The sequence below is a fragment of the Flavitalea antarctica genome (genome assembly GCF_054461535.1).
Map to the genome: position 1 here is coordinate 38,843 of NZ_JBTLQG010000033.1, position 18,014 is coordinate 56,856.

Here is an 18,014-nt window from a genome sequence, read left to right on the forward strand (position 1 = left end):
TGGTGGACTTTTTTATCGCGTGAAAAGTTCAAATGGCACACTAATATAAATTTTTTCGCTTAGTATTCGCATCCGAATATTGAGAATGGATTTGGGAGGTGCCGGCAGAAAAAAAGCACGGTCATGAGGCCGTGCATAAACCTAACAGATCATACGCTAACTTATACGTTCATTTATTCAGTTATATGTTGAGTACGGTTGATACTGATCCGCTCTTACTGCCAGTTATTTTGCATGCGGTTATATGACTCGCGGGAAACTGATGACTTCTTTTTTGGCCGGGACTTCCCCTTCTTTTTCCGCGCGTTAATATTATTAACCAGTGAATTCTTTACTCCAAGCTTATTTTTCTTCGCCGATCCTTTTTTCGCCGCTCTCTTCTTAGCTGCTCCCCTTTTGGCTGCTCCTTTTTTTACCGCTTGCTTCTTCGACGCGCCCTTTTTTACTGCACTCCTCTTCGCCGCACTCTTCTTCGCCGCACTCTTCTTCGCCGCACTCTTCTTTGCTGTACGTTTCCCGGGTGAAGCGCTCTTTGCGCCTGATCTTTTCTTAACAGCAGATTTTTTAGCTGCCGACTTTTTGCCAGGAGACTTTTTAGCCGCCGATTTCCTGCTTACTGAGGTTGATCTTCTGGTTTTTGCCATAATTAAAAATTTTCATTACCAGGCACAATCGATGTGCCAGCGGAAGACATCCGGTTTTCTTATTCAGCACTCATCAATGCCGCTCATCTTGCCTTCCTGCTTCCTGCAATAACCAGGACTACACCAAGAAGTGTTACTATTCCGCCGGTATAAACAGGCCAGCCGACAGACTTTCTTTCCTTTTTATTCACTTCGATCGGTCCAACATCAACGACTTTTTTTTCAGTTGTAAAATTGACTTCTGAAAATACAAACATGAGAATGCCAACGATAATAAGAACAATACCTGCGGTTCGCATAATTAAGGGGTTTTATTAATGAAAAAAATAGAAGCTAAATATGATTCGGTTATAAATTAACATGTAGAGCAAATTCCACGCACATCAGACTATCCTAAAACAATTCGATTCAGGCTTCATCTATCTTTATGATAAGGGACAGTACTTGCCATCAACAGGCATCAGGATTTATAATCAGCAAACGTTCATGAACACAAATAACCTTTGGTGTTTGCCAGGATATTATCTTCCAAATCTAATACACGCAAACTGGGTAAAAAATCGTGCCATTCGGTTGTTACGTATATGCTGTACATGTATCAGCGAAGCTTAAAACAACTATTCATCATGGTATTCCTCACTAAAGAATAAAGACAGGGCTCGAATCAAAAACAGGAGTAATTCAATTAGCTATCGGACTGTCAAATGGCAACGCTAACATGCTATCTCAATCTGATCTTTAGTACATATCTGTCTGCAGTAACAAAAAGTGTTTTGTCATCATCTGCAAAGGCGCAATTGGATACTGCTTCTGAGACGCGTATCCTGCCCAGTAATTTTGCATTCTTATTGAAGACCCAAACCCCGCCCGGACCCGTTGCAAATACATAACCCTTCTTATCTATTTTCAATCCATCTCCCCCTCCCTTTTCTTTAAAATGAGCATCCGGCATATGATAGAAGATCCGGGGATTCACCAGCGAATCGGTTGGCGAGATGTCAAATGCATACCAGTTTGGTTTGTTCTCATCTGAATTGGCAACGATCAGTGTTTTATAATCGGGTGTAAAAGCAATTCCGTTCGGACGACTGATTGAATCAACAAGCAGGTGCGCCTTTCCGTTAGTGACCCTGTATACCCCCTGGTATGCCGCTTCTTTGTTTGGATCCTCTACCAGTTTTTCAAGACCGTATGGAGGATCTGTAAAATAGAAGTTACCGCGGTTATCAAAAACGATGTCATTTGGGCTATCAAACTTTTTTCCATTGAAATTATCAACTAATGTTTCAAACTCAGGAGCAGGTTTGTCAAGCGGTGCCTTCATTTTTGCAATGCGCCTGTCCCCGTGCTGACAGATCACAAGTTGTCCCTCCGGACTGAGTGTAAGCCCGTTTGAACCGACTTCACCACCACGTTTCAGGTTAGAGGTATATCCGGAAGGTTTAAGATAAACCTGTTTGCCACCACCTGCTGTCCATTTATAAATGGTGTTCGGCGGAATGTCCGAGAAAAGCAGTGTTTGCTGATCTTCCAGCCACAGCGGGCCTTCGGACCAGTCAAGACTATCGGCGATAATCTCTATGGATGCGCTGCTACTGATAACAGCGTCAAATTCAGGATCCAGTTTCTCGAAAGAACCAACGGCATCCGGAGTGGTGGAATTACACGAGTAGAATAAAAGGCCGGCGATGGCCAGGGAGAGATAACGGTAGATTAGGTTGGCAAACATCAGACAATTGATTATTGATTATAACAAAGCGACATCCAATCTATGATAAATAAATAATACATATCCAGTTTGGGGCAACTTGCTTTTAATCAATAATCAATCTTCTGTTCAGAAGGAACTAAGTGGTCAATTCGAAATTTCACTGAAATGAAATCCTTCTTCGCTCAATACAAAACTGTTTGGGACATAAGAAAGGAAGGATTGTTTCACCATCTCCTCCGCTTCCTGCTGATAACGTATCCCGACCTCTGGAGTCTTCAGTGAAAACTTCCAGCTCTGGATTTTCAAAAAAGCAATTTTGCTGGCCTGAACATTATGACTGTCCATAAGCAGGCATTTCTCGGCCAGGTAGTCCTGGGCATTTTGGATGTACGGGTACATAGGGTTGAACATGGGTTTGGATATGTGTAAGTCGAATTTACTATCAGAAAACGGGGCTTTAACAAAAAAATTGCATTTTTCTGGTAGATTACAGGTAAATATGGATCAACACGTAAATTTCTCAGTATCGTTAATGAGATTTACGCGGAAATTCTTAAGTTACTGGACATCACCCGATTGCTTAACAATTTTTACAAACAGTTGTATGTCGACCTTTAAAGCTTTAACCCGCTTCATCTTTCTCTGTGCCATCCTGTTTCCTGAATCCGGCTCTGCCAACATCCGGCTTCCTTCGGTACTTGCTGATAACATGGTGCTGCAACGGAATGCCGAGACCAGATTGTGGGGTTGGTCGAATGCAGCCGAGAAGATCATTGTCACTCTCTCATGGAACGGAAAGATCGACTCGGTCACTGCAAACGGCGACGCAAGATGGTCCATCCGGATATCGACTCCGGCAGCAGGCGGCCCCTACTCGATCACCCTCAAAGGCCAGAATACCATCGTACTTAAAAATATATTGATCGGCGAAGTCTGGGTTTGTTCGGGTCAGTCGAACATGGAATGGAGCAGCCTGCAGGGCTTAAAGGAGATGACCACCGAGTTACCTGTCAGTGGCAATAATAAAATCCGGTTTTTTAATATCCCAAAAACAACTTCGGATCATCCCCAGGATAATTGCCTGGGGAGTTGGGAAGAGTGCGGCCCCGAATCATTAAAATCCTTCAGTGCGGTTGGATATTTCTTTGGAAAAAAACTGTACGAAAAATTAAAGGTCCCGATCGGTCTCATCAACTCAAGCTGGGGTGGCACACCTGCGGAAACATGGACGCCCGCAACAGTTGTGACAAACGATGAAACAACCAGGCTTGCCTCGATGAAAATATCGGATGCAGCCTGGTGGCCAACCAAGCCCGGGAAAACCTACAATGCGATGATAGCCCCACTCATTCCGTTCAATATTGCCGGCGTTATCTGGTACCAGGGAGAAAGCAATACGATGACTTATAATACTTACCAACTGCTGCTTACAAATATGATCAGTAGCTGGAGACTCGCCTGGGATAAAGACTTTCCATTTTATTTCGTTCAGATAGCCCCTTACAGTTATGGCAACAAAAATGTTGGTGCATTATTGCGTGAAGCACAGTCCAGCGTCGGGGAACATCCAAAGACCGGGATGGTCGTGATTACTGATCTGGTAGATAATGTGAAAGACATTCATCCACAAAACAAACACAGCGTTGGAGAACGGCTGGCAAACTATGCTCTCGGCGATCATTACGGGTTGCATGGACACTATCGCAGTCCTTCATTCCGAAGCATGTCTGTTAACAAAAATATAGCCACGCTCAAGCTTGAACATGCGGAGCCAGGCCTGATGATCAAAGGGAGAAAAGCCACCGAATGGTATATTGCTGGTGCGGACAAACAATTCTATCCTGCTGATGCAAAGATTGTCCGCGGTGCTATCCAGGTATCATCAAAACAGGTGAAAGCACCGGTTGCAGTGAGATTTGCATTTTCGAATGAAGCGATAGGAAATGTATTCAGTAAAGATGGATTACCCCTTACTCCTTTCCGGACAGATAACTGGGACGTGGATACAGGCAAAAATTAATAAGATCAATTTCTTCCCCCATGAACAAATATCCGAGGCGAACGTTTATCAGGCAGGGTCTCACTGCAACCGCCGGCTACTGCCTGCCGATGGGAAACTTATCTGCGACTGCGCGGGATGAACCAGGACTGATGACGGTGCGGGGCCGTGTTATGGCAGAAAACATCGGGTTCACACTTAGCCATGAACATATCATGGTCGACTTTATTGGTGCAGCAGAAGTTTCAAAATCTAGATATAACAAGGAGGATGTCTATAGTAAGGCGCTTCCCATTCTGCTTGAAGCAAAAAGCAAAGGCACTAAGACGATCATGGAATGCACACCGGCTTATCTCGGCCGCGATGTACAGCTTTTGCGAAGGTTGTCCGAAGCTTCCGGATTGAATATCGTGACGAACACGGGTTACTATGGAGCGGCAAAGGAAAAATTCATACCGGCCCATGCATATACAGAAACATCAAGGCAGATTGCCAACAGATGGATAAATGAATGGAAAAATGGAATTGAAGAATCGGGCATCAAACCCGGTTTCATAAAATCAGGGGTGGATAATTTCCCGCTGTCAGCCGTTCAACAAAAACTGGTCGAAGCATCAGCACTTACTCACCTGGAAACTGGATTGACCATTGGAATACATACCGGTGATGGGAAGGCTGCACTTGAGGAAATGAAAATCATCACGTCGTTCGGTGCGGACCCTTCATCGTGGATCTGGATACATGCACAAAATGAGGGCGACCGGAGTTATCATTTAAAAGTTGCTGAAAATGGCGGCTGGGTTTCTTTCGACGGTTATAATAAAGACAAAACAACGGATTATATAAGGTTCCTGAATGAAATGAAACAGGTCAAACGCTTAAACAAAGTGTTGATTTCGCAAGATGCCGGCTGGTATCATGTAGGCGAACCCGGAGGCGGCAATTATAGAAGCTATAATGAAGTTCACGACTTCCTGCTTCCGGCAATGCAGGCAAACGGATTTACAAAAGATGAATTGAATCTTGTTTTTTCGAAGAACCCCGCAACTGCTTTTTCCGTTTCCAGGCGCCCGTTAAAAGTAAAATGACCTGATCTATCATGATACATTAAAACAGCTTAATTCAAAAAGAATCAAAATTATTATTGCATAAGGCAGTATTATTTTACATTTACGGACTGCTTATTAATCAGTTCCAGGCAGAATTATTTATAGTTTTCTAAATTAAATTAGCGGTATGGGAGATCTTCAGGTTAAGAAACAACCTAAAAGTTACGATGCAGTTATAGTGGGCTCGGGAGCCGGCGGAGGTATGGCAACTTACGTTCTGGCAAAAGCAGGATTGAAAGTTTGCTTACTGGAGGCGGGTGCGATGTTTGATCCGGCAAAAAATACTAACCAGTTGAAGAACCCCTGGGATTCGCCAAGACGTGGTGCCAGTACCAAGTTCAGACCATTCGGTGATTTTGACGGATGTTATCATGGATGGGAAATCGACGGAGAACCTTATACACATAAGGATAATACAAGATGGGATTGGTTCCGTGCAAGAATGATGGGTGGAAGAACAAACCACTGGGGACGTATTTCACTCCGGTTCGGCCCGGATGATTTCAGGAGAAAAAGTATCGATGGCCTTGGTGAAGACTGGCCGATCACTTACCAGGACATAAAACCTTTTTATGATAAGATAGATGAGCTGATCGGTATATTCGGAACCAATGAAGGCCTGGAAAACCACCCTGATGGCGTTTTCCTTCCACCTCCGAAGCCGAGGTTACATGAGCTGATGATCAAAAAGGCAGCCGTTGCTGCCGGTGTGACCACCATTCCCTCCCGTCTTTCTATTCTTACAAAAAAGATCAACGATGAACGTGGCGCATGTTTTTATTGTGCGCAGTGCGGAAGGTCCTGTAGTGTATATGCGGATTTCTCATCCGGTTCAGTACTGGTAAATCCTGCTATTAAGACAGGTAATGTTGATGTGATCACTAATGCCATGGTACGCGAGGTGCTTACCAATAAGGAAGGTGTAGCTACCGGTGTTTCCTATGTTGATAAAAATGACATGATGGAATACCAGATCACGGGCAGAACAGTTATTATAGCTGCCAGCGCCTGCGAATCATCACGCCTGTTACTTAATTCAAAATCTCCAAGACATTCGAATGGTCTTGCAAACAGCAGTGGTGTTGTCGGAAAATATCTCCATGACTCAACAGGTACAGCAATGGGCGGAGTTCTTCCTGAATTATTCGATCGTAAACGCTACAATGAAGATGGAGTTGGCGGCATGCACGTATATTCTCCATGGTGGCTCGATAACAAGAAACTTGATTTTCCGCGTGGTTATCACATTGAATACTGGGGTGGCATGGGCCAGCCGTCTTACGGTTTTGGAATGGGTATCCAGGGCATGAACGGAAAATACCAGGTACATGGAAAGAAAAAGGAAGCAGGTGGTTATGGCGCTTCTTTAAAAGAGGACCATCGATTCTTTTACGGGGCCGGCGTAGGTATGGCTGGTCGTGGTGAGGCTATGGCAGTTGAAACAAATTATTGTGAGATTGATCCGACTGTGGTCGACAAGTTTGGTATACCTGCCCTGCGTTTCCACTATAAATGGACAGAGCATGACATCAAACAGTCAAAACACATGAAGGATACTTTCCGTGAGATCATGCATAATATGGGAGCGATCATTACCTGGGGTGATGATGGCACTCCGGAGAATGAGTATGGACTGGAAGCACCTGGTAAAATTATTCATGAAGCCGGCACGGTGAGAATGGGTAACGATCCAAAACGTTTCGCACTTAACAAATGGAACCAGGCGCATGATTGCAAAAACCTGTTTGTTGTTGATGGAGCGGCGTTCCCAAGCCAGGCAGATAAAAACATTACCTGGACGATACTGGCACTCTCAATGAGAACATCGGAATATATTATTGATGAAATGAAAAAACAAAACTTATAAAATAGGATACTATGGACAGAAGAAAATCCCTCAAAGCCCTGGCTCTTGGTTCAATTTCTGCCGGTGTTTTATTGGAAGCCTGTAAAACCGACGATAAAAAAGCAGTTGATAAAGCTGATGCAGCGGGACCGGACAAACCGAAAATTGACCGGATGCCCGAGGAAACAGAAGCTTATAATTCAATTGTTTCAAAGCAGTTTTTTACTGCCCACGAAATGGCCACCATCACCATCATGGGTGATATCATAATCCCAAAAGACGATGTGAGTGGTTCTGCTTCCGACGCAAAGGTTCCTGAGTTCATTGAGTTTATCGTAAAAGATATGCCACAGCACCAGTTGCCCATGCGCGGTGGACTGAGATGGCTGGATATGCAGTGCCTCAAATCATACGAAAAAGCGTTTAAGGATTGCAGTGAGCAACAGCGGATAGAAATGGTGGACCAGATAGCTTATCCAAAAAAAGCAAAACCTGAAATGGCTGCCGGTGTTTCATTCTTCAACCTCATGCGCGACCTGGTCTCTACCGGCTTTTATACTTCAGAGATCGGTGTTAAAGATATCGGCTATGTCGGCAATCGGCCTAACCAGTGGAACGGGGTTCCCGATGATGTGCTCAAGCAATACAATTTAGCTTACACGGAAAAAGAACTGAAGGAATGTATCAGTTACGATAAGGCCTGATCTTTTACCGCAAATATTTCTTTTTCAGAAGTCAGCAGTAGTTTCTGCTGGCTTTTTTATTTGCGGGCGCCAGCACTTAACTTTACCTGTTCAAGGAACAAACGTGATTTCCCAGCAAACGATACAACAGATACTAAACCGGATCGATATTGTCGAGATCGTCGGTGAATTCGTAAAATTGAAAAAACGCGGTGCAAGTTACCTTGGACTTTGTCCTTTTCACAACGAAAAAACACCATCGTTCACCGTTTCTCCCTCAAAAGAGATCTACAAGTGCTTTGGCTGCGGTCGTAGCGGTAATTCCATCGGGTTCCTGATGGATCATGAGAAATATACTTATGTAGATGCCCTTCGCTGGCTGGCTAATAAGTATGGCGTGCAGATCGAGGAAACAGAGACTTCGCCTGAGTATAAACAACAGCAGCAGGTTGCCGATAGCCTTTATATCATCAATAATTTTGCACAAAAATATTTTACCGGACAACTATTTGAATCTGAAGAGGGCCAGGACATAGCGCTCAGTTATCTGAAAGAAAGGGGCTTCAATGAAGAGATCATCCGGAAATTTCAAATCGGCTACAATCCACAGCAACGCGATGCCTTTACGAAGATTGCACTTGCGGCGCAGTATAGCCTGGAAAACCTTCAGCGATCCGGCCTGGTTGCCGTACGGGAAAACTATAGTTATGACAACTATAGGGGACGCATAATTTTTCCGGTCCATAATCAGACCGGTAAAATCCTTGGTTTTGGCGCCCGTGTTATTGGCTCAGCGGACCGTGGTCCAAAGTATATCAATACACCTGAAAACGAGCTGTACATCAAAAGCAAGATTTTGTATGGTTCCTATTTTGCCAGGCATGCCATTGATAAAAACGACGAGTGTTTGTTGGTAGAAGGTTATACCGATGTTGTTTCACTTCACCAGGCAGGGATTGAAAATGTTGTTGCTTCAGGTGGAACTTCACTCACGCCCGATCAGCTGAGGCTGGTCAAAAAGTACACGAACAATCTGACTATAATCTATGACGGGGATGCCGCAGGGATCAAAGCAGCATTGAGAGGACTGGACCTTGCGCTCGAAGAGGGCCTGAATGTAAAACTGGTACTTATACCCGACAAAGAAGATCCGGATAGTTATGTGAACCGTATCGGTTCCGTTGCTTTCCGGGAGTTTGTTGAGGAAAACAAAAAAGACTTCATTTTATTTCAACTTGAAGTGAGCCTCAAAGATGCGGGAAATGATACGCATCGCAAAGCAGAAGTTGTGAACCAGGTAGCTGAAACAATCTCACGCATCAACAAAATTGAAGACTTCTCCAGGCAACAAGATTATATAAGACAAAGCGCCAACTTACTAAAAATCGAAGAAAGCGGGCTGACGGCGCTGGTTAATAAATTCATCAGGGAAAAAATTACCAGGCAGGAAAACAAACAAAACGCTGCAGACATTCGCATTGCTGAAGCAGAGGCAGCTGCCCCACCCGATGATGACACGATCAGTTTGCTGAACCGTGATGAGATGCAGGAACGCGGCATGGTGAGATGTTTAATAGAATACGGGATGATGCCCTGGGACGAAGAACATACGGTCGCAGAATATATCCTCGAAGAACAACTCGACAACGACACCATTTCAAACCCTGAGCTTGTCCGTATCATTGAAACATATAAAGCCTGGTTTGATGAGGGTCTTGCCCCTGGTCCCAAAAACTTCCTTTACCACGAGGACCGGCAGCTGAGTACACTTGTTCTGTCAATTATGGATTTCCCATATGAACTCAGTCATAACTGGAAGGATCAGTTCGAAACTAAAATAAAAACAACTGAAGAGCTCTACCGGGATGAGGTTACTTCAACCGTCAATTACCTGAAGCTTCGCAAGGTCAAAAAAATGATTGAAGACAATCAAAAAGATCTTGAACGTCCACATACTTCAGAGGAACAGATGATGCTGATCCAGACACATCAACACCTGAAAATGATAGAAAGAGAATTGCTCCAGAAAGCCGGCACCGTAATTCTTAAGTAGTGGGAAGGTGTTCCAAAATTGTGAACCAGCACTTAAGTCTTTATAATCTCCCGCAACTTTTCCTTTTCCGCTTTTGCCTTCGACTTACTTACCCCGCGGATAAAATTGTAGCCAAGTGTTAAGCGGTAGTTTCTCGAGTTTGTGCTGTTCATAGACTCCAGGTTGAAATTGGGTCCGTAAGTGAAAGACAAATTCTCCTGCTGGAATAAAGGATCGATTGCGTTCACGGTTATGATAAACCGTTTATTGAACAGTTTACGTTGAATACCGAGATTCATGCCGAGCTTGCTTCGCACCGTGCCCTGGGGATTGGCAAACCTGTTAAAAACAAAATTTGCGTTGAAGTTCCATACGTCCTTTGGTGAGTAACTCGCATTTAAACTACTGGTAAATGATCCGCCATTTCTATACTTGTTTACTTCACGCTCAAACCTGCTGTACTGATTGATATTATAGCCCGCGCTGAAGTTAGCTCTCAGGGCTTTCGAAAAAGTATATCCGGACCAGGTACTGATCTCGTACTCCTTGCGGTCATCAATATTTCGCCAGCTGGTTTCTGTTTTACCATCGGCCACCAGGTTCCGGACCTGGATAAATACATCCTGCACAATATTATGGCCAAGGCCGAAGTTTACATAAAACCTCTCGTTGTGTTTACCCAACATCAGGTCAAAGTTATGGGAGGTAGATGCTTCCAGGTCAGGGTTGCCATAACGTGTGTTATAAGGATTACTGTAATCGATGGTGGGATTGAGTTGATCAATGCCAGGCCTCCTTATTGTTTTGCGATATGACAGGGTTGCATTCAACTCATCTTTCCAGTATTTTGTAAAGTTTGCAAATGGCAACCAGCTGAGATAATCGTTAGCAGCCTTCGCGGCACCATTTGACAGGTCGAAATCTATAGCTGTATGTTCCGCATTGATTCCACCGGTGATATTCATGCCCTCAACGATCACCTGCTTCACCGAAAAGCGAAGGTTCCCGATTGTTTGACTGAAATTGAAGTCATTGCTTAGTCCGGTATTCCTGATAAACAAATTGCTACCTGATTTATCGAGGTTGAGGAAATTAACAAGCACATCGTTGGAAACATAATTATACCATCCACCGGTCGATATTGTTGTTGTTTTATTTGCAAGAAGTTTATCATAGTTCAGCCTCATGTTAAATCCACCGCTCCGGCTTGTATTATCCTGCCTTTGTGTTGAATCATTACCGGCGCTTGTGAAATCAGGGTTTAAAAATTCCTGGTAAAACAGCCGGTTGTTTTCGTTATAAGAATAATTAGCGCCGGCGATGATTCTTAATGTCTCACCCGGTTGTTTTCCCCGCCGCGTATAAGTCATGTTAACCGATGGATTCAGGCTCATACCATTGGTTTGCGTATTACGGTTGCTGATCCGGTATACTTCCCGATCGTTGCTCAGGTTGGTAAACACAGATTCATTATAATTGTCAAAAACGTTTTCATTGAACTGCAGCAACAGGTTTATCGTATTGCGCGGATCAAGGTCGTAGTCAACACTGAGTCTTGCATTTGGCCGGTTATTCTCACTGACATTCTGATATGTACTGTAGAGAAAGTTCGAGGAGTCGCGGTAAATATTTTGTCGTTTAGAATATCCATACCCGGTATATCGGTTGAGGCCCGTGCCTGCATTAAAATTGATGGCCAGTCCTTTCCGCCGATAGTTGAGGTTACCACTTATGCCAGCTTCCTCCCTGGTTCCGGCAGACACGTTGATCCTCCCTCCCAGTCCTACCCTGCCCTTACGGGTGACGATATTAATTACCCCGCCCTGTTCATTGGCATATTGTGGTGGCGGATTAGTCATTACCTCAATTCTTTCGATCATTGATCCGGGAAGAGATTCAAGAAAATCCTGTAACTGTTGGGCATTCATTTCAACCGGCTTATCGTCGATGAGAATTTTGGGTTCTTTACCCCTTACACTTAATTTTCCGTCGGGGTCGGTGGCGATTAGGGGAACATTTTTCAAAAGGTCGCTTGCGTTTGACCCGGCACTTAACGGCGATTCAGCAGCGTTGTAGGTAATATTGCCTTCCCTGCTTTGGATTAGGGGTTTTTCTGCGTACACAACGACTTCTTCGAGCTCCGTGCTGGCGTTTAGCTTGAAAACCAGGTCATTCAGGCTGAAGTCGAACCTTTCCTCGCGCAGGTGAATGCTATCTATAACAATTGGCTTGAAACCAGTGTATGAAATTCTAACCCGGTAATAGCCAAAAGACAATGCTCCAAAGGCAAAATCGCCGGTGGCTCCGCTGGCGGTGGTTTTGCGGAAACTTAATGTATCGGCCAGTGAGATCAATTCGACAGTTGCCCCCGCAACGGCGGCCGATTTTTCATCGAGCAGGTTCCCACCAATGATCCCAGGTCCCGGTGCCTGGGCCGAAGCACTTATGACGTAAAAGAAAGATAAAAAGAGTAGAGCGAGTTTTGATTGCATTCAGAGGCTGAAATTAGCAAATTTCACAGGACTTCAAAGTAGGTTAATCGTTTTTTAAGACCGCTTCATTTCGTCTGCCAACCTGTCATTTTTCCTTATCTTTGCAGTCTTAAATTTTTTTCATTTTCCATGTTTGATTTACAACAGACCAAAGTGCATGATGAGGCCCGTCAGGGTGAAGCGCTGGTATTGCCGGGATTGGCCGGACCAGCCGTAACGAGGCGTTTTTACATCGAAAGTTACGGGTGCGCAATGAATTTCGCGGATAGTGAGATTGTGGCTTCCATCCTGAGCGAGAGCGGTTTCGGTCCTACAGGAAATTTTGAAGAAGCTGATCTGATCCTCATAAATACCTGTTCGATCCGCGAAAAAGCCGAACAAACCGTAAGAAAGAGACTTGAGTTGCTTCGTAAAACGAAGAAGAGGCGTCCGGGTACGTTGATCGGCGTTCTTGGCTGCATGGCAGAAAGGCTGAAATCAAGGTTGCTGGAGGAAGAAAAACTCGTTGACCTCGTGGTAGGACCTGATGCATACCGTTCACTGCCTTCACTGATTGCTGAAGCAAGCACCGGTCAAAAAGCGGTAAACGTACTGTTGAGCCGTGAGGAAACGTATGGAGATATTTCCCCTATCCGTCTTGATGGCAATGGGGTGACTTCATTTGTAAGCATTATGCGTGGCTGTAATAATATGTGTTCTTTTTGTGTGGTGCCGTTTACCCGTGGCCGGGAAAGGAGCCGGGACGCTGACTCTATAGTGAGAGAGTGCGGGGAACTACTTGCAGCCGGCTACCGCGAAGTGACCTTGCTTGGCCAGAACGTGGACAGCTACCAATGGACCAATGAAGTCACCGGCGAGACGGTAACGTTTGCCATGTTGCTGGAAAGGGTTGCGTTGATTGACCCTAAATTAAGAGTCAGGTTTTCCACTTCTCACCCAAAAGATATAACAGATGAGGTCTTATTTACAATGGCCCGTCATCATAATATCTGCAACTATATTCATTTACCGGTTCAAAGTGGTTCAACCCGGTTATTACAATTGATGAACAGGACCTATACGCGGGAATGGTATATGGCCAAGGTCGACAGAATCCGTGCAGTACTGCCCGATTGTGGTTTAAGTTCTGACGTAATCGCCGGATTTTGTATGGAGGAAGAATCTGATCACCAGGATACCCTAAGCCTCATGGAATACGCCCGCTACGATCAGAGCTACATGTATATATATAGTGAAAGGCCCGGTACGCTGGCGGCTAAAAGATATAAAGATGATGTACCCGCAGCGGTCAAGAGCAGGCGCCTCGATGAGATCGTTGCCCTGCAATACAGGCTTTCCCATGAAAACAACCAGCTTGATATTGGTAAAACGTTCGAAGTGCTGATTGAAGGCAACAGCAAAAGGAGTGATCAACATTGGATGGGCCGGAATGGTCAGAACAAGGTGATCATATTCCCGAAAGGCAATCATGGTCCTGGCAAAGGCGATTATGCCATGGTCAGGGTTATCAGCTGTACCAAAGCAACCCTGCACGGGGAAATTATTTGATATGCACAATCTTTGTGCGAATCAATTTATAGAAGGATAGACTAAAAAGAGACAATGGCAGACATCCAATCGATAAAAAACCGTTTCGGAATTATAGGAAATTCACCCGCCCTGAACTTCGCGCTCCAGGTGGCATCACAGGTTTCAAATACTGATCTGACGGTGCTGATCTTTGGTGAGAGTGGCGTTGGTAAGGAAGTATTTTCCCAGATCATTCATGCATTATCTGCCCGGAAACATAACCCCTTCATCGCGGTGAACTGTGGTGCTATTCCCGAAGGCACTATAGACAGTGAGTTGTTCGGACACGAAAAAGGTTCATTCACAGGTGCCGTTGACAGCCGTAAGGGTTATTTTGAAACAGTGAGCGGCGGTACTATCTTTCTTGATGAAGTGGGAGAATTACCACTCGGGACACAGGCAAGATTATTACGTGTTCTTGAAACCGGCGAATTTATCAGAGTGGGATCATCAAAGGTCCAGAAAACTGATGTTCGCGTAATTGCAGCAACAAACCGTGACCTGCTTGAATCTACACAAACCGGCAAATTCCGCGAGGACCTTTACTATCGTTTAAGCACTGTTCCAATCAGGGTCCCGTCTTTGCGTGACCGGCAGGAAGATATACTGCTGTTATTCAGAAAGTTTGCCGCAGATTTTTCTGATAAATACAAATCGGCGATCATACAGCTTGATGACGAGGCGAAAAATGTATTAATTAACTATAGCTGGCCAGGAAATGTCCGTGAATTAAAGAACATTGCAGAACAGGTTTCTGTACTGTCCACTGATAAAAATATCGGAGCCAGGGAATTGAAGAAATTCCTGCCAGACAGGGATTTTAACCGGTTACCTGTACTTGCGAATGCAGCAGCAAATGGCAATGGTCACGAATTCGCAAATGAACGTGATCTTTTGTACAAACTGTTTTTCGACATGAAAAAGGACGTGACGGAATTGAAAAGGATGTTCCTGGAGATGTTGCAGAATCCCGAGTTGGCCATGAATAATAAATCATTCATGAATGAACTTAAGGAGATGAAGACAGAAGATATTATGAGCCATAACCTGCAACCGGCTATTTCCAATAAGCAACCGGTAATGATTCACCATGGTCATGATTCAATTGATCTTCATGAGGAAGTGGAAGAATCTTTAAATATAATGGACAAGGAAAAAGAGCTTATTCTTAAGGCTTTAAAAAAACACAAGGGCAAAAGAAAAGATGCCGCCCTGGATCTCGGCATCAGTGAAAGAACTTTATACCGGAAGTTGAAGGAATATGACATCAAGGAGTGAGTGATGCCTTAAAGATGTTTATTTTACTATTCAGGCGACTTGCACATTTACTAATTCATTTGAAAATTTATAAGATCAATGTTATCGATTAAACATTTTCGTTCTGTTTTGTGGTTAAGATTGATCCTGGCATTTATGACGATCGCCCTGGCAGGTGGATGTTATTCTTTTAAAGATGCGAGTGTGCCTGCAAGCGTTAAAACATACCGGTTGAAATTGATTGAGAATCGGGCAACCAATGTAAACCCGGCACTCGCACCACAGTTAACGGATCGGTTGCGACAAAAGATCAACAGCCAGTTTTCAAGGTTGCGCCCTACCCAGGGCGAGGATGCGCATTATGACATTGGCGCCACTATCGTAGATTTCAGGCCAATAACTTCTGGTGTTTCAAGCGATCAACAGGCAGCAACAAACCGGATAATTGTTACGGTGAAAGTGGATTTTATTAATAACTTGCCTGAAGGAACAAAAAGTTTTGAAGCTGATGTCTCACGTAATTTTGACTTTTCGGCAGAAATAGATTTTACAACTGCCCAGCAGCGACTTCTACCGACTATTGTTCAGAACATGACTGATGAAATCTTTAACAGGATCTTTTCTAACTGGTAATAATATGCTCAGGAACATCAGCCAAATAGTATATCAGCTATTTCAGAAAGAAACATTGGATGAAGTTTCTGAAAGCGAACTCCGGTATTTTACCAGGCAATATCCATTTGCCGGTACGGGCCACCTCCTGCTTGCCAAAAAATTACAGCTGCAAGGGGAAAAGCGAGCTTTTGAACGTGAAATAGCTGTCACTTCCATTTACTTTAACAATCCGGCCTGGTTACAATTCGTATTACAGGAACCGAACGGAAACGGCACTGAAGAATCACGGCAACATGCGCTGCCGGTGTTGCAGTCAGAAACTCAGACTGAAAGTGATCATGAAATTTCAGAAGGCCATAGCCGGGAAATTTCAGAGGAACATAGCGCGGTTGATGACGAAATTATAGAACATTCCGCAGAACCAGCCGTTGTTAAAGCCGGGGCCGTGGATAATTCTGTTAAATACAATGATGTTATTACGGGAGAGGCACGCGTACAACCAGGGGAATATAACGTGGATGAACAACCGGGTGAACCAGATATTGATTTACGCCAGACTGGGGAAAACGAATATAACGCTGATGCACATACGGAAAACCAATATAACGCTGATGAACATACGGAAAAAATATACAACGCTGATGAACAATTGACTTCCGTTGATGAAACTACAAGTGGTGAAGGCGCAACCAACAGCGATGTGCAACAGCCTTTGCATGATGAAGCGCTGATAACTGAATCTCCTGATCAATATAAAAACGAAGCACAATCTCCCGGACTTGAGGAAATCCCGACGGCCGATTCGCAACTGCATGAAATAGATTCTGCAGTTGAGCCGCAGTCTCAATCGTCGCACACAAACACTATTAGTGATGACGACGGAAGTTTGTTTGCGGGTTTTATAAAAGAGGAAACAAATGAAGAGATTCGTCTTAATGAAGAAACACTTAACGCACCCTGGGAGATGGAAGAGGAAGGAGAGAATACCGGGGAAGCCGATTCTCCCGGAGACGAACGGGTATCGGATGAGGACCTGCGCGATAACTTCGAAAAACGAAAACACCTCACGTCCGGGGTAGTTGCCGGAGATGCTGAAAGACATGAGAGCTTTCACAGCAGCCCTGACGGAAAGGAAGATCTGCCAAACCGGGAGTCTGAACTTTCGGATGACGCAATGGTAGACAGGCCGGACCTTATATCATTCGAGGCTCAGAAGGCATCGCAACGGGATCCGCTACCGCTGGAAGGAGAACAAATGAGAGCGCCTAAGAGCGATGAAGCCGCCGATGACCGGAAACTTGCTTTTGACCCATACCATACTATTGATTACTTCGCATCCCAGGGAATAAAGCTCAAACTGGAGGATCTGTCGAAAGACAAGCTGGGCCAGCAGTTAAAAAGCTTCACGGAATGGATCCGGAGCATGAAAAGATTACCTCAGCAGGTGGCTGAAAACGGTTTGAATGAAACGGACCAGTCATCCATACGGCGGATTGCAGAACATTCTGTTGAGGAAAAAGAGGTACTCACTGAATCTATGGCTGAAGTTTGGGTAAAACAGGGTAATTACGAAAAGGCCCGCCAGATCTATCGTAAATTAAGTTTGCAAAATCCCTCCAAAAGCACTTATTTTGCAGCCAAAATTGACCAATTAAAAGTCTTGTGATATGATGATCCTGTTCCTGATCCTGGTGATATTAACTAGTGTAATTGTTGGTTTTCTGATACTTGTCCAGAATCCTAAAGGTGGCGGACTGGCCGGAAACATCGCCGGTTTCAATTCCCAGTTCATGGGCGTTAAACAAACAACTGATGTATTGGAAAAGGGTACATGGATTATGGCAACAGCCATCGCGCTTCTTTGTATTTTTTCTATCGTTTTTATCCCAAAAGGCACATCGGTTGATACCAGGGAGCTCAGGGGTGGACGTCCTGCCACACCGACACAACAAGCTCCGGCTCAACAGCTTCCGGCACAGCCGAATCCTGCAACACCGCAGCCTGCGACTCCGAATCCTTAATTTACAAAGCTTAAAATATAACGAACCCTGCTGGCA

15 protein-coding genes are annotated in these 18,014 nt (G+C 44.5%); 11 read left to right on the forward strand and 4 right to left on the reverse strand.

What is annotated here, in order from left to right; all coding sequences use genetic code 11:
• Positions 1 to 234: 234 nt before the first annotated feature.
• Complete coding sequence (locus tag ACX0G7_RS21865; protein WP_458925656.1) at positions 235 to 756, forward strand: hypothetical protein; 522 nt, start codon at positions 235 to 237, stop codon at positions 754 to 756.
• Here ACX0G7_RS21865 and ACX0G7_RS21870 read toward each other — a convergent pair.
• The 3 genes from ACX0G7_RS21870 to ACX0G7_RS21880 form a co-directional block, all read right to left on the reverse strand.
• Positions 728 to 943, reverse strand: coding sequence for a hypothetical protein (locus tag ACX0G7_RS21870; RefSeq protein WP_458925657.1), 216 nt, complete (start codon positions 941 to 943; stop codon positions 728 to 730). The genes ACX0G7_RS21865 and ACX0G7_RS21870 overlap by 29 nt on opposite strands.
• Before the next feature lie 422 nt (positions 944 to 1,365).
• A complete protein-coding gene (locus ACX0G7_RS21875) occupies positions 1,366 to 2,373 on the reverse strand; it encodes an SMP-30/gluconolactonase/LRE family protein (protein WP_458925658.1) in 1,008 nt (335 codons plus the stop codon).
• Positions 2,374 to 2,499: 126 nt separating this feature from the next.
• On the reverse strand, positions 2,500 to 2,754 hold the full coding sequence (locus ACX0G7_RS21880; RefSeq protein ID WP_458925659.1) for a hypothetical protein: 255 nt from the start codon (positions 2,752 to 2,754) through the stop codon (positions 2,500 to 2,502).
• Between the two features lie 205 nt (positions 2,755 to 2,959).
• Between ACX0G7_RS21880 and ACX0G7_RS21885 the strand changes: the two genes are divergently transcribed.
• The 5 genes from ACX0G7_RS21885 (at position 2,960) to dnaG (ending at position 10,045) form a co-directional block, all read left to right on the forward strand.
• Positions 2,960 to 4,375, forward strand: coding sequence for a sialate O-acetylesterase (locus tag ACX0G7_RS21885; protein ID WP_458925660.1), 1,416 nt, complete (start codon positions 2,960 to 2,962; stop codon positions 4,373 to 4,375).
• Positions 4,376 to 4,395: 20 nt separating this feature from the next.
• Positions 4,396 to 5,442: a phosphotriesterase family protein gene (locus tag ACX0G7_RS21890; protein ID WP_458925661.1), complete on the forward strand. Its 1,047-nt coding sequence runs from the start codon at positions 4,396 to 4,398 to the stop codon at positions 5,440 to 5,442.
• A 148-nt stretch (positions 5,443 to 5,590) separates the two neighbouring features.
• Positions 5,591 to 7,330: a GMC family oxidoreductase gene (locus tag ACX0G7_RS21895; protein ID WP_458925662.1), complete on the forward strand. Its 1,740-nt coding sequence runs from the start codon at positions 5,591 to 5,593 to the stop codon at positions 7,328 to 7,330.
• A gap of 11 nt (positions 7,331 to 7,341) precedes the next feature.
• A complete protein-coding gene (locus ACX0G7_RS21900; RefSeq protein ID WP_458925663.1) occupies positions 7,342 to 8,013 on the forward strand; it encodes a gluconate 2-dehydrogenase subunit 3 family protein in 672 nt (223 codons plus the stop codon).
• Positions 8,014 to 8,116: 103 nt separating this feature from the next.
• Entirely contained in the window at positions 8,117 to 10,045 is a 1,929-nt protein-coding gene (gene dnaG, locus ACX0G7_RS21905; protein WP_458925664.1) for a DNA primase, read from the forward strand.
• A 32-nt stretch (positions 10,046 to 10,077) separates the two neighbouring features.
• On the opposite strand, the gene ACX0G7_RS21910 is transcribed toward dnaG, so the two are convergent.
• The gene (locus tag ACX0G7_RS21910; protein ID WP_458925665.1) at positions 10,078 to 12,516 is read right to left on the reverse strand and encodes an outer membrane beta-barrel protein; all 2,439 of its coding nucleotides are present in this window, start codon (positions 12,514 to 12,516) and stop codon (positions 10,078 to 10,080) included.
• 129 nt (positions 12,517 to 12,645) lie between these two features.
• Here ACX0G7_RS21910 and miaB point away from each other — a divergent pair, with 129 nt between their 5' ends.
• The 5 genes from miaB (at position 12,646) to secG (ending at position 17,978) form a co-directional block, all read left to right on the forward strand.
• Positions 12,646 to 14,064: a tRNA (N6-isopentenyl adenosine(37)-C2)-methylthiotransferase MiaB gene (gene miaB, locus ACX0G7_RS21915; RefSeq protein WP_458925666.1), complete on the forward strand. Its 1,419-nt coding sequence runs from the start codon at positions 12,646 to 12,648 to the stop codon at positions 14,062 to 14,064.
• 54 nt (positions 14,065 to 14,118) lie between these two features.
• Entirely contained in the window at positions 14,119 to 15,363 is a 1,245-nt protein-coding gene (locus ACX0G7_RS21920) for a sigma-54 interaction domain-containing protein (RefSeq protein ID WP_458925667.1), read from the forward strand.
• A 78-nt stretch (positions 15,364 to 15,441) separates the two neighbouring features.
• Positions 15,442 to 15,975: an LPS assembly lipoprotein LptE gene (lptE, locus tag ACX0G7_RS21925; RefSeq protein ID WP_458925668.1), complete on the forward strand. Its 534-nt coding sequence runs from the start codon at positions 15,442 to 15,444 to the stop codon at positions 15,973 to 15,975.
• 4 nt (positions 15,976 to 15,979) lie between these two features.
• Positions 15,980 to 17,623, forward strand: coding sequence for a hypothetical protein (locus ACX0G7_RS21930; protein ID WP_458925669.1), 1,644 nt, complete (start codon positions 15,980 to 15,982; stop codon positions 17,621 to 17,623).
• A 1-nt stretch (position 17,624) separates the two neighbouring features.
• Positions 17,625 to 17,978 (forward strand): preprotein translocase subunit SecG, encoded by a 354-nt coding sequence (secG, locus tag ACX0G7_RS21935; protein WP_458925670.1) that lies wholly within the window; start codon positions 17,625 to 17,627, stop codon positions 17,976 to 17,978.
• The last annotated feature ends 36 nt before the right edge of the window (positions 17,979 to 18,014 follow it).

Excerpts from the sequence above, each read along its gene's own strand:
- ACX0G7_RS21900 (WP_458925663.1), top strand. The coding sequence starts at position 7,342 with ATGGACAGAAGAAAATCCCTCAAAGCCCTGGCTCTTGGTTCAATTTCT.
- ACX0G7_RS21920 (WP_458925667.1), top strand. The coding sequence starts at position 14,119 with ATGGCAGACATCCAATCGATAAAAAACCGTTTCGGAATTATAGGAAAT.
- ACX0G7_RS21870 (WP_458925657.1), bottom strand. The coding sequence starts at position 943 with ATGCGAACCGCAGGTATTGTTCTTATTATCGTTGGCATTCTCATGTTT.
- ACX0G7_RS21895 (WP_458925662.1), top strand. The coding sequence starts at position 5,591 with ATGGGAGATCTTCAGGTTAAGAAACAACCTAAAAGTTACGATGCAGTT.
- miaB (WP_458925666.1), top strand. The coding sequence starts at position 12,646 with ATGTTTGATTTACAACAGACCAAAGTGCATGATGAGGCCCGTCAGGGT.
- ACX0G7_RS21890 (WP_458925661.1), top strand. The coding sequence starts at position 4,396 with ATGAACAAATATCCGAGGCGAACGTTTATCAGGCAGGGTCTCACTGCA.
- ACX0G7_RS21865 (WP_458925656.1), top strand. The coding sequence starts at position 235 with ATGCGGTTATATGACTCGCGGGAAACTGATGACTTCTTTTTTGGCCGG.
- lptE (WP_458925668.1), top strand. The coding sequence starts at position 15,442 with ATGTTATCGATTAAACATTTTCGTTCTGTTTTGTGGTTAAGATTGATC.
- ACX0G7_RS21880 (WP_458925659.1), bottom strand. The coding sequence starts at position 2,754 with ATGTACCCGTACATCCAAAATGCCCAGGACTACCTGGCCGAGAAATGC.
- ACX0G7_RS21875 (WP_458925658.1), bottom strand. The coding sequence starts at position 2,373 with ATGTTTGCCAACCTAATCTACCGTTATCTCTCCCTGGCCATCGCCGGC.
- ACX0G7_RS21910 (WP_458925665.1), bottom strand. The coding sequence starts at position 12,516 with ATGCAATCAAAACTCGCTCTACTCTTTTTATCTTTCTTTTACGTCATA.
- secG (WP_458925670.1), top strand. The coding sequence starts at position 17,625 with ATGATGATCCTGTTCCTGATCCTGGTGATATTAACTAGTGTAATTGTT.
- ACX0G7_RS21930 (WP_458925669.1), top strand. The coding sequence starts at position 15,980 with ATGCTCAGGAACATCAGCCAAATAGTATATCAGCTATTTCAGAAAGAA.
- ACX0G7_RS21885 (WP_458925660.1), top strand. The coding sequence starts at position 2,960 with ATGTCGACCTTTAAAGCTTTAACCCGCTTCATCTTTCTCTGTGCCATC.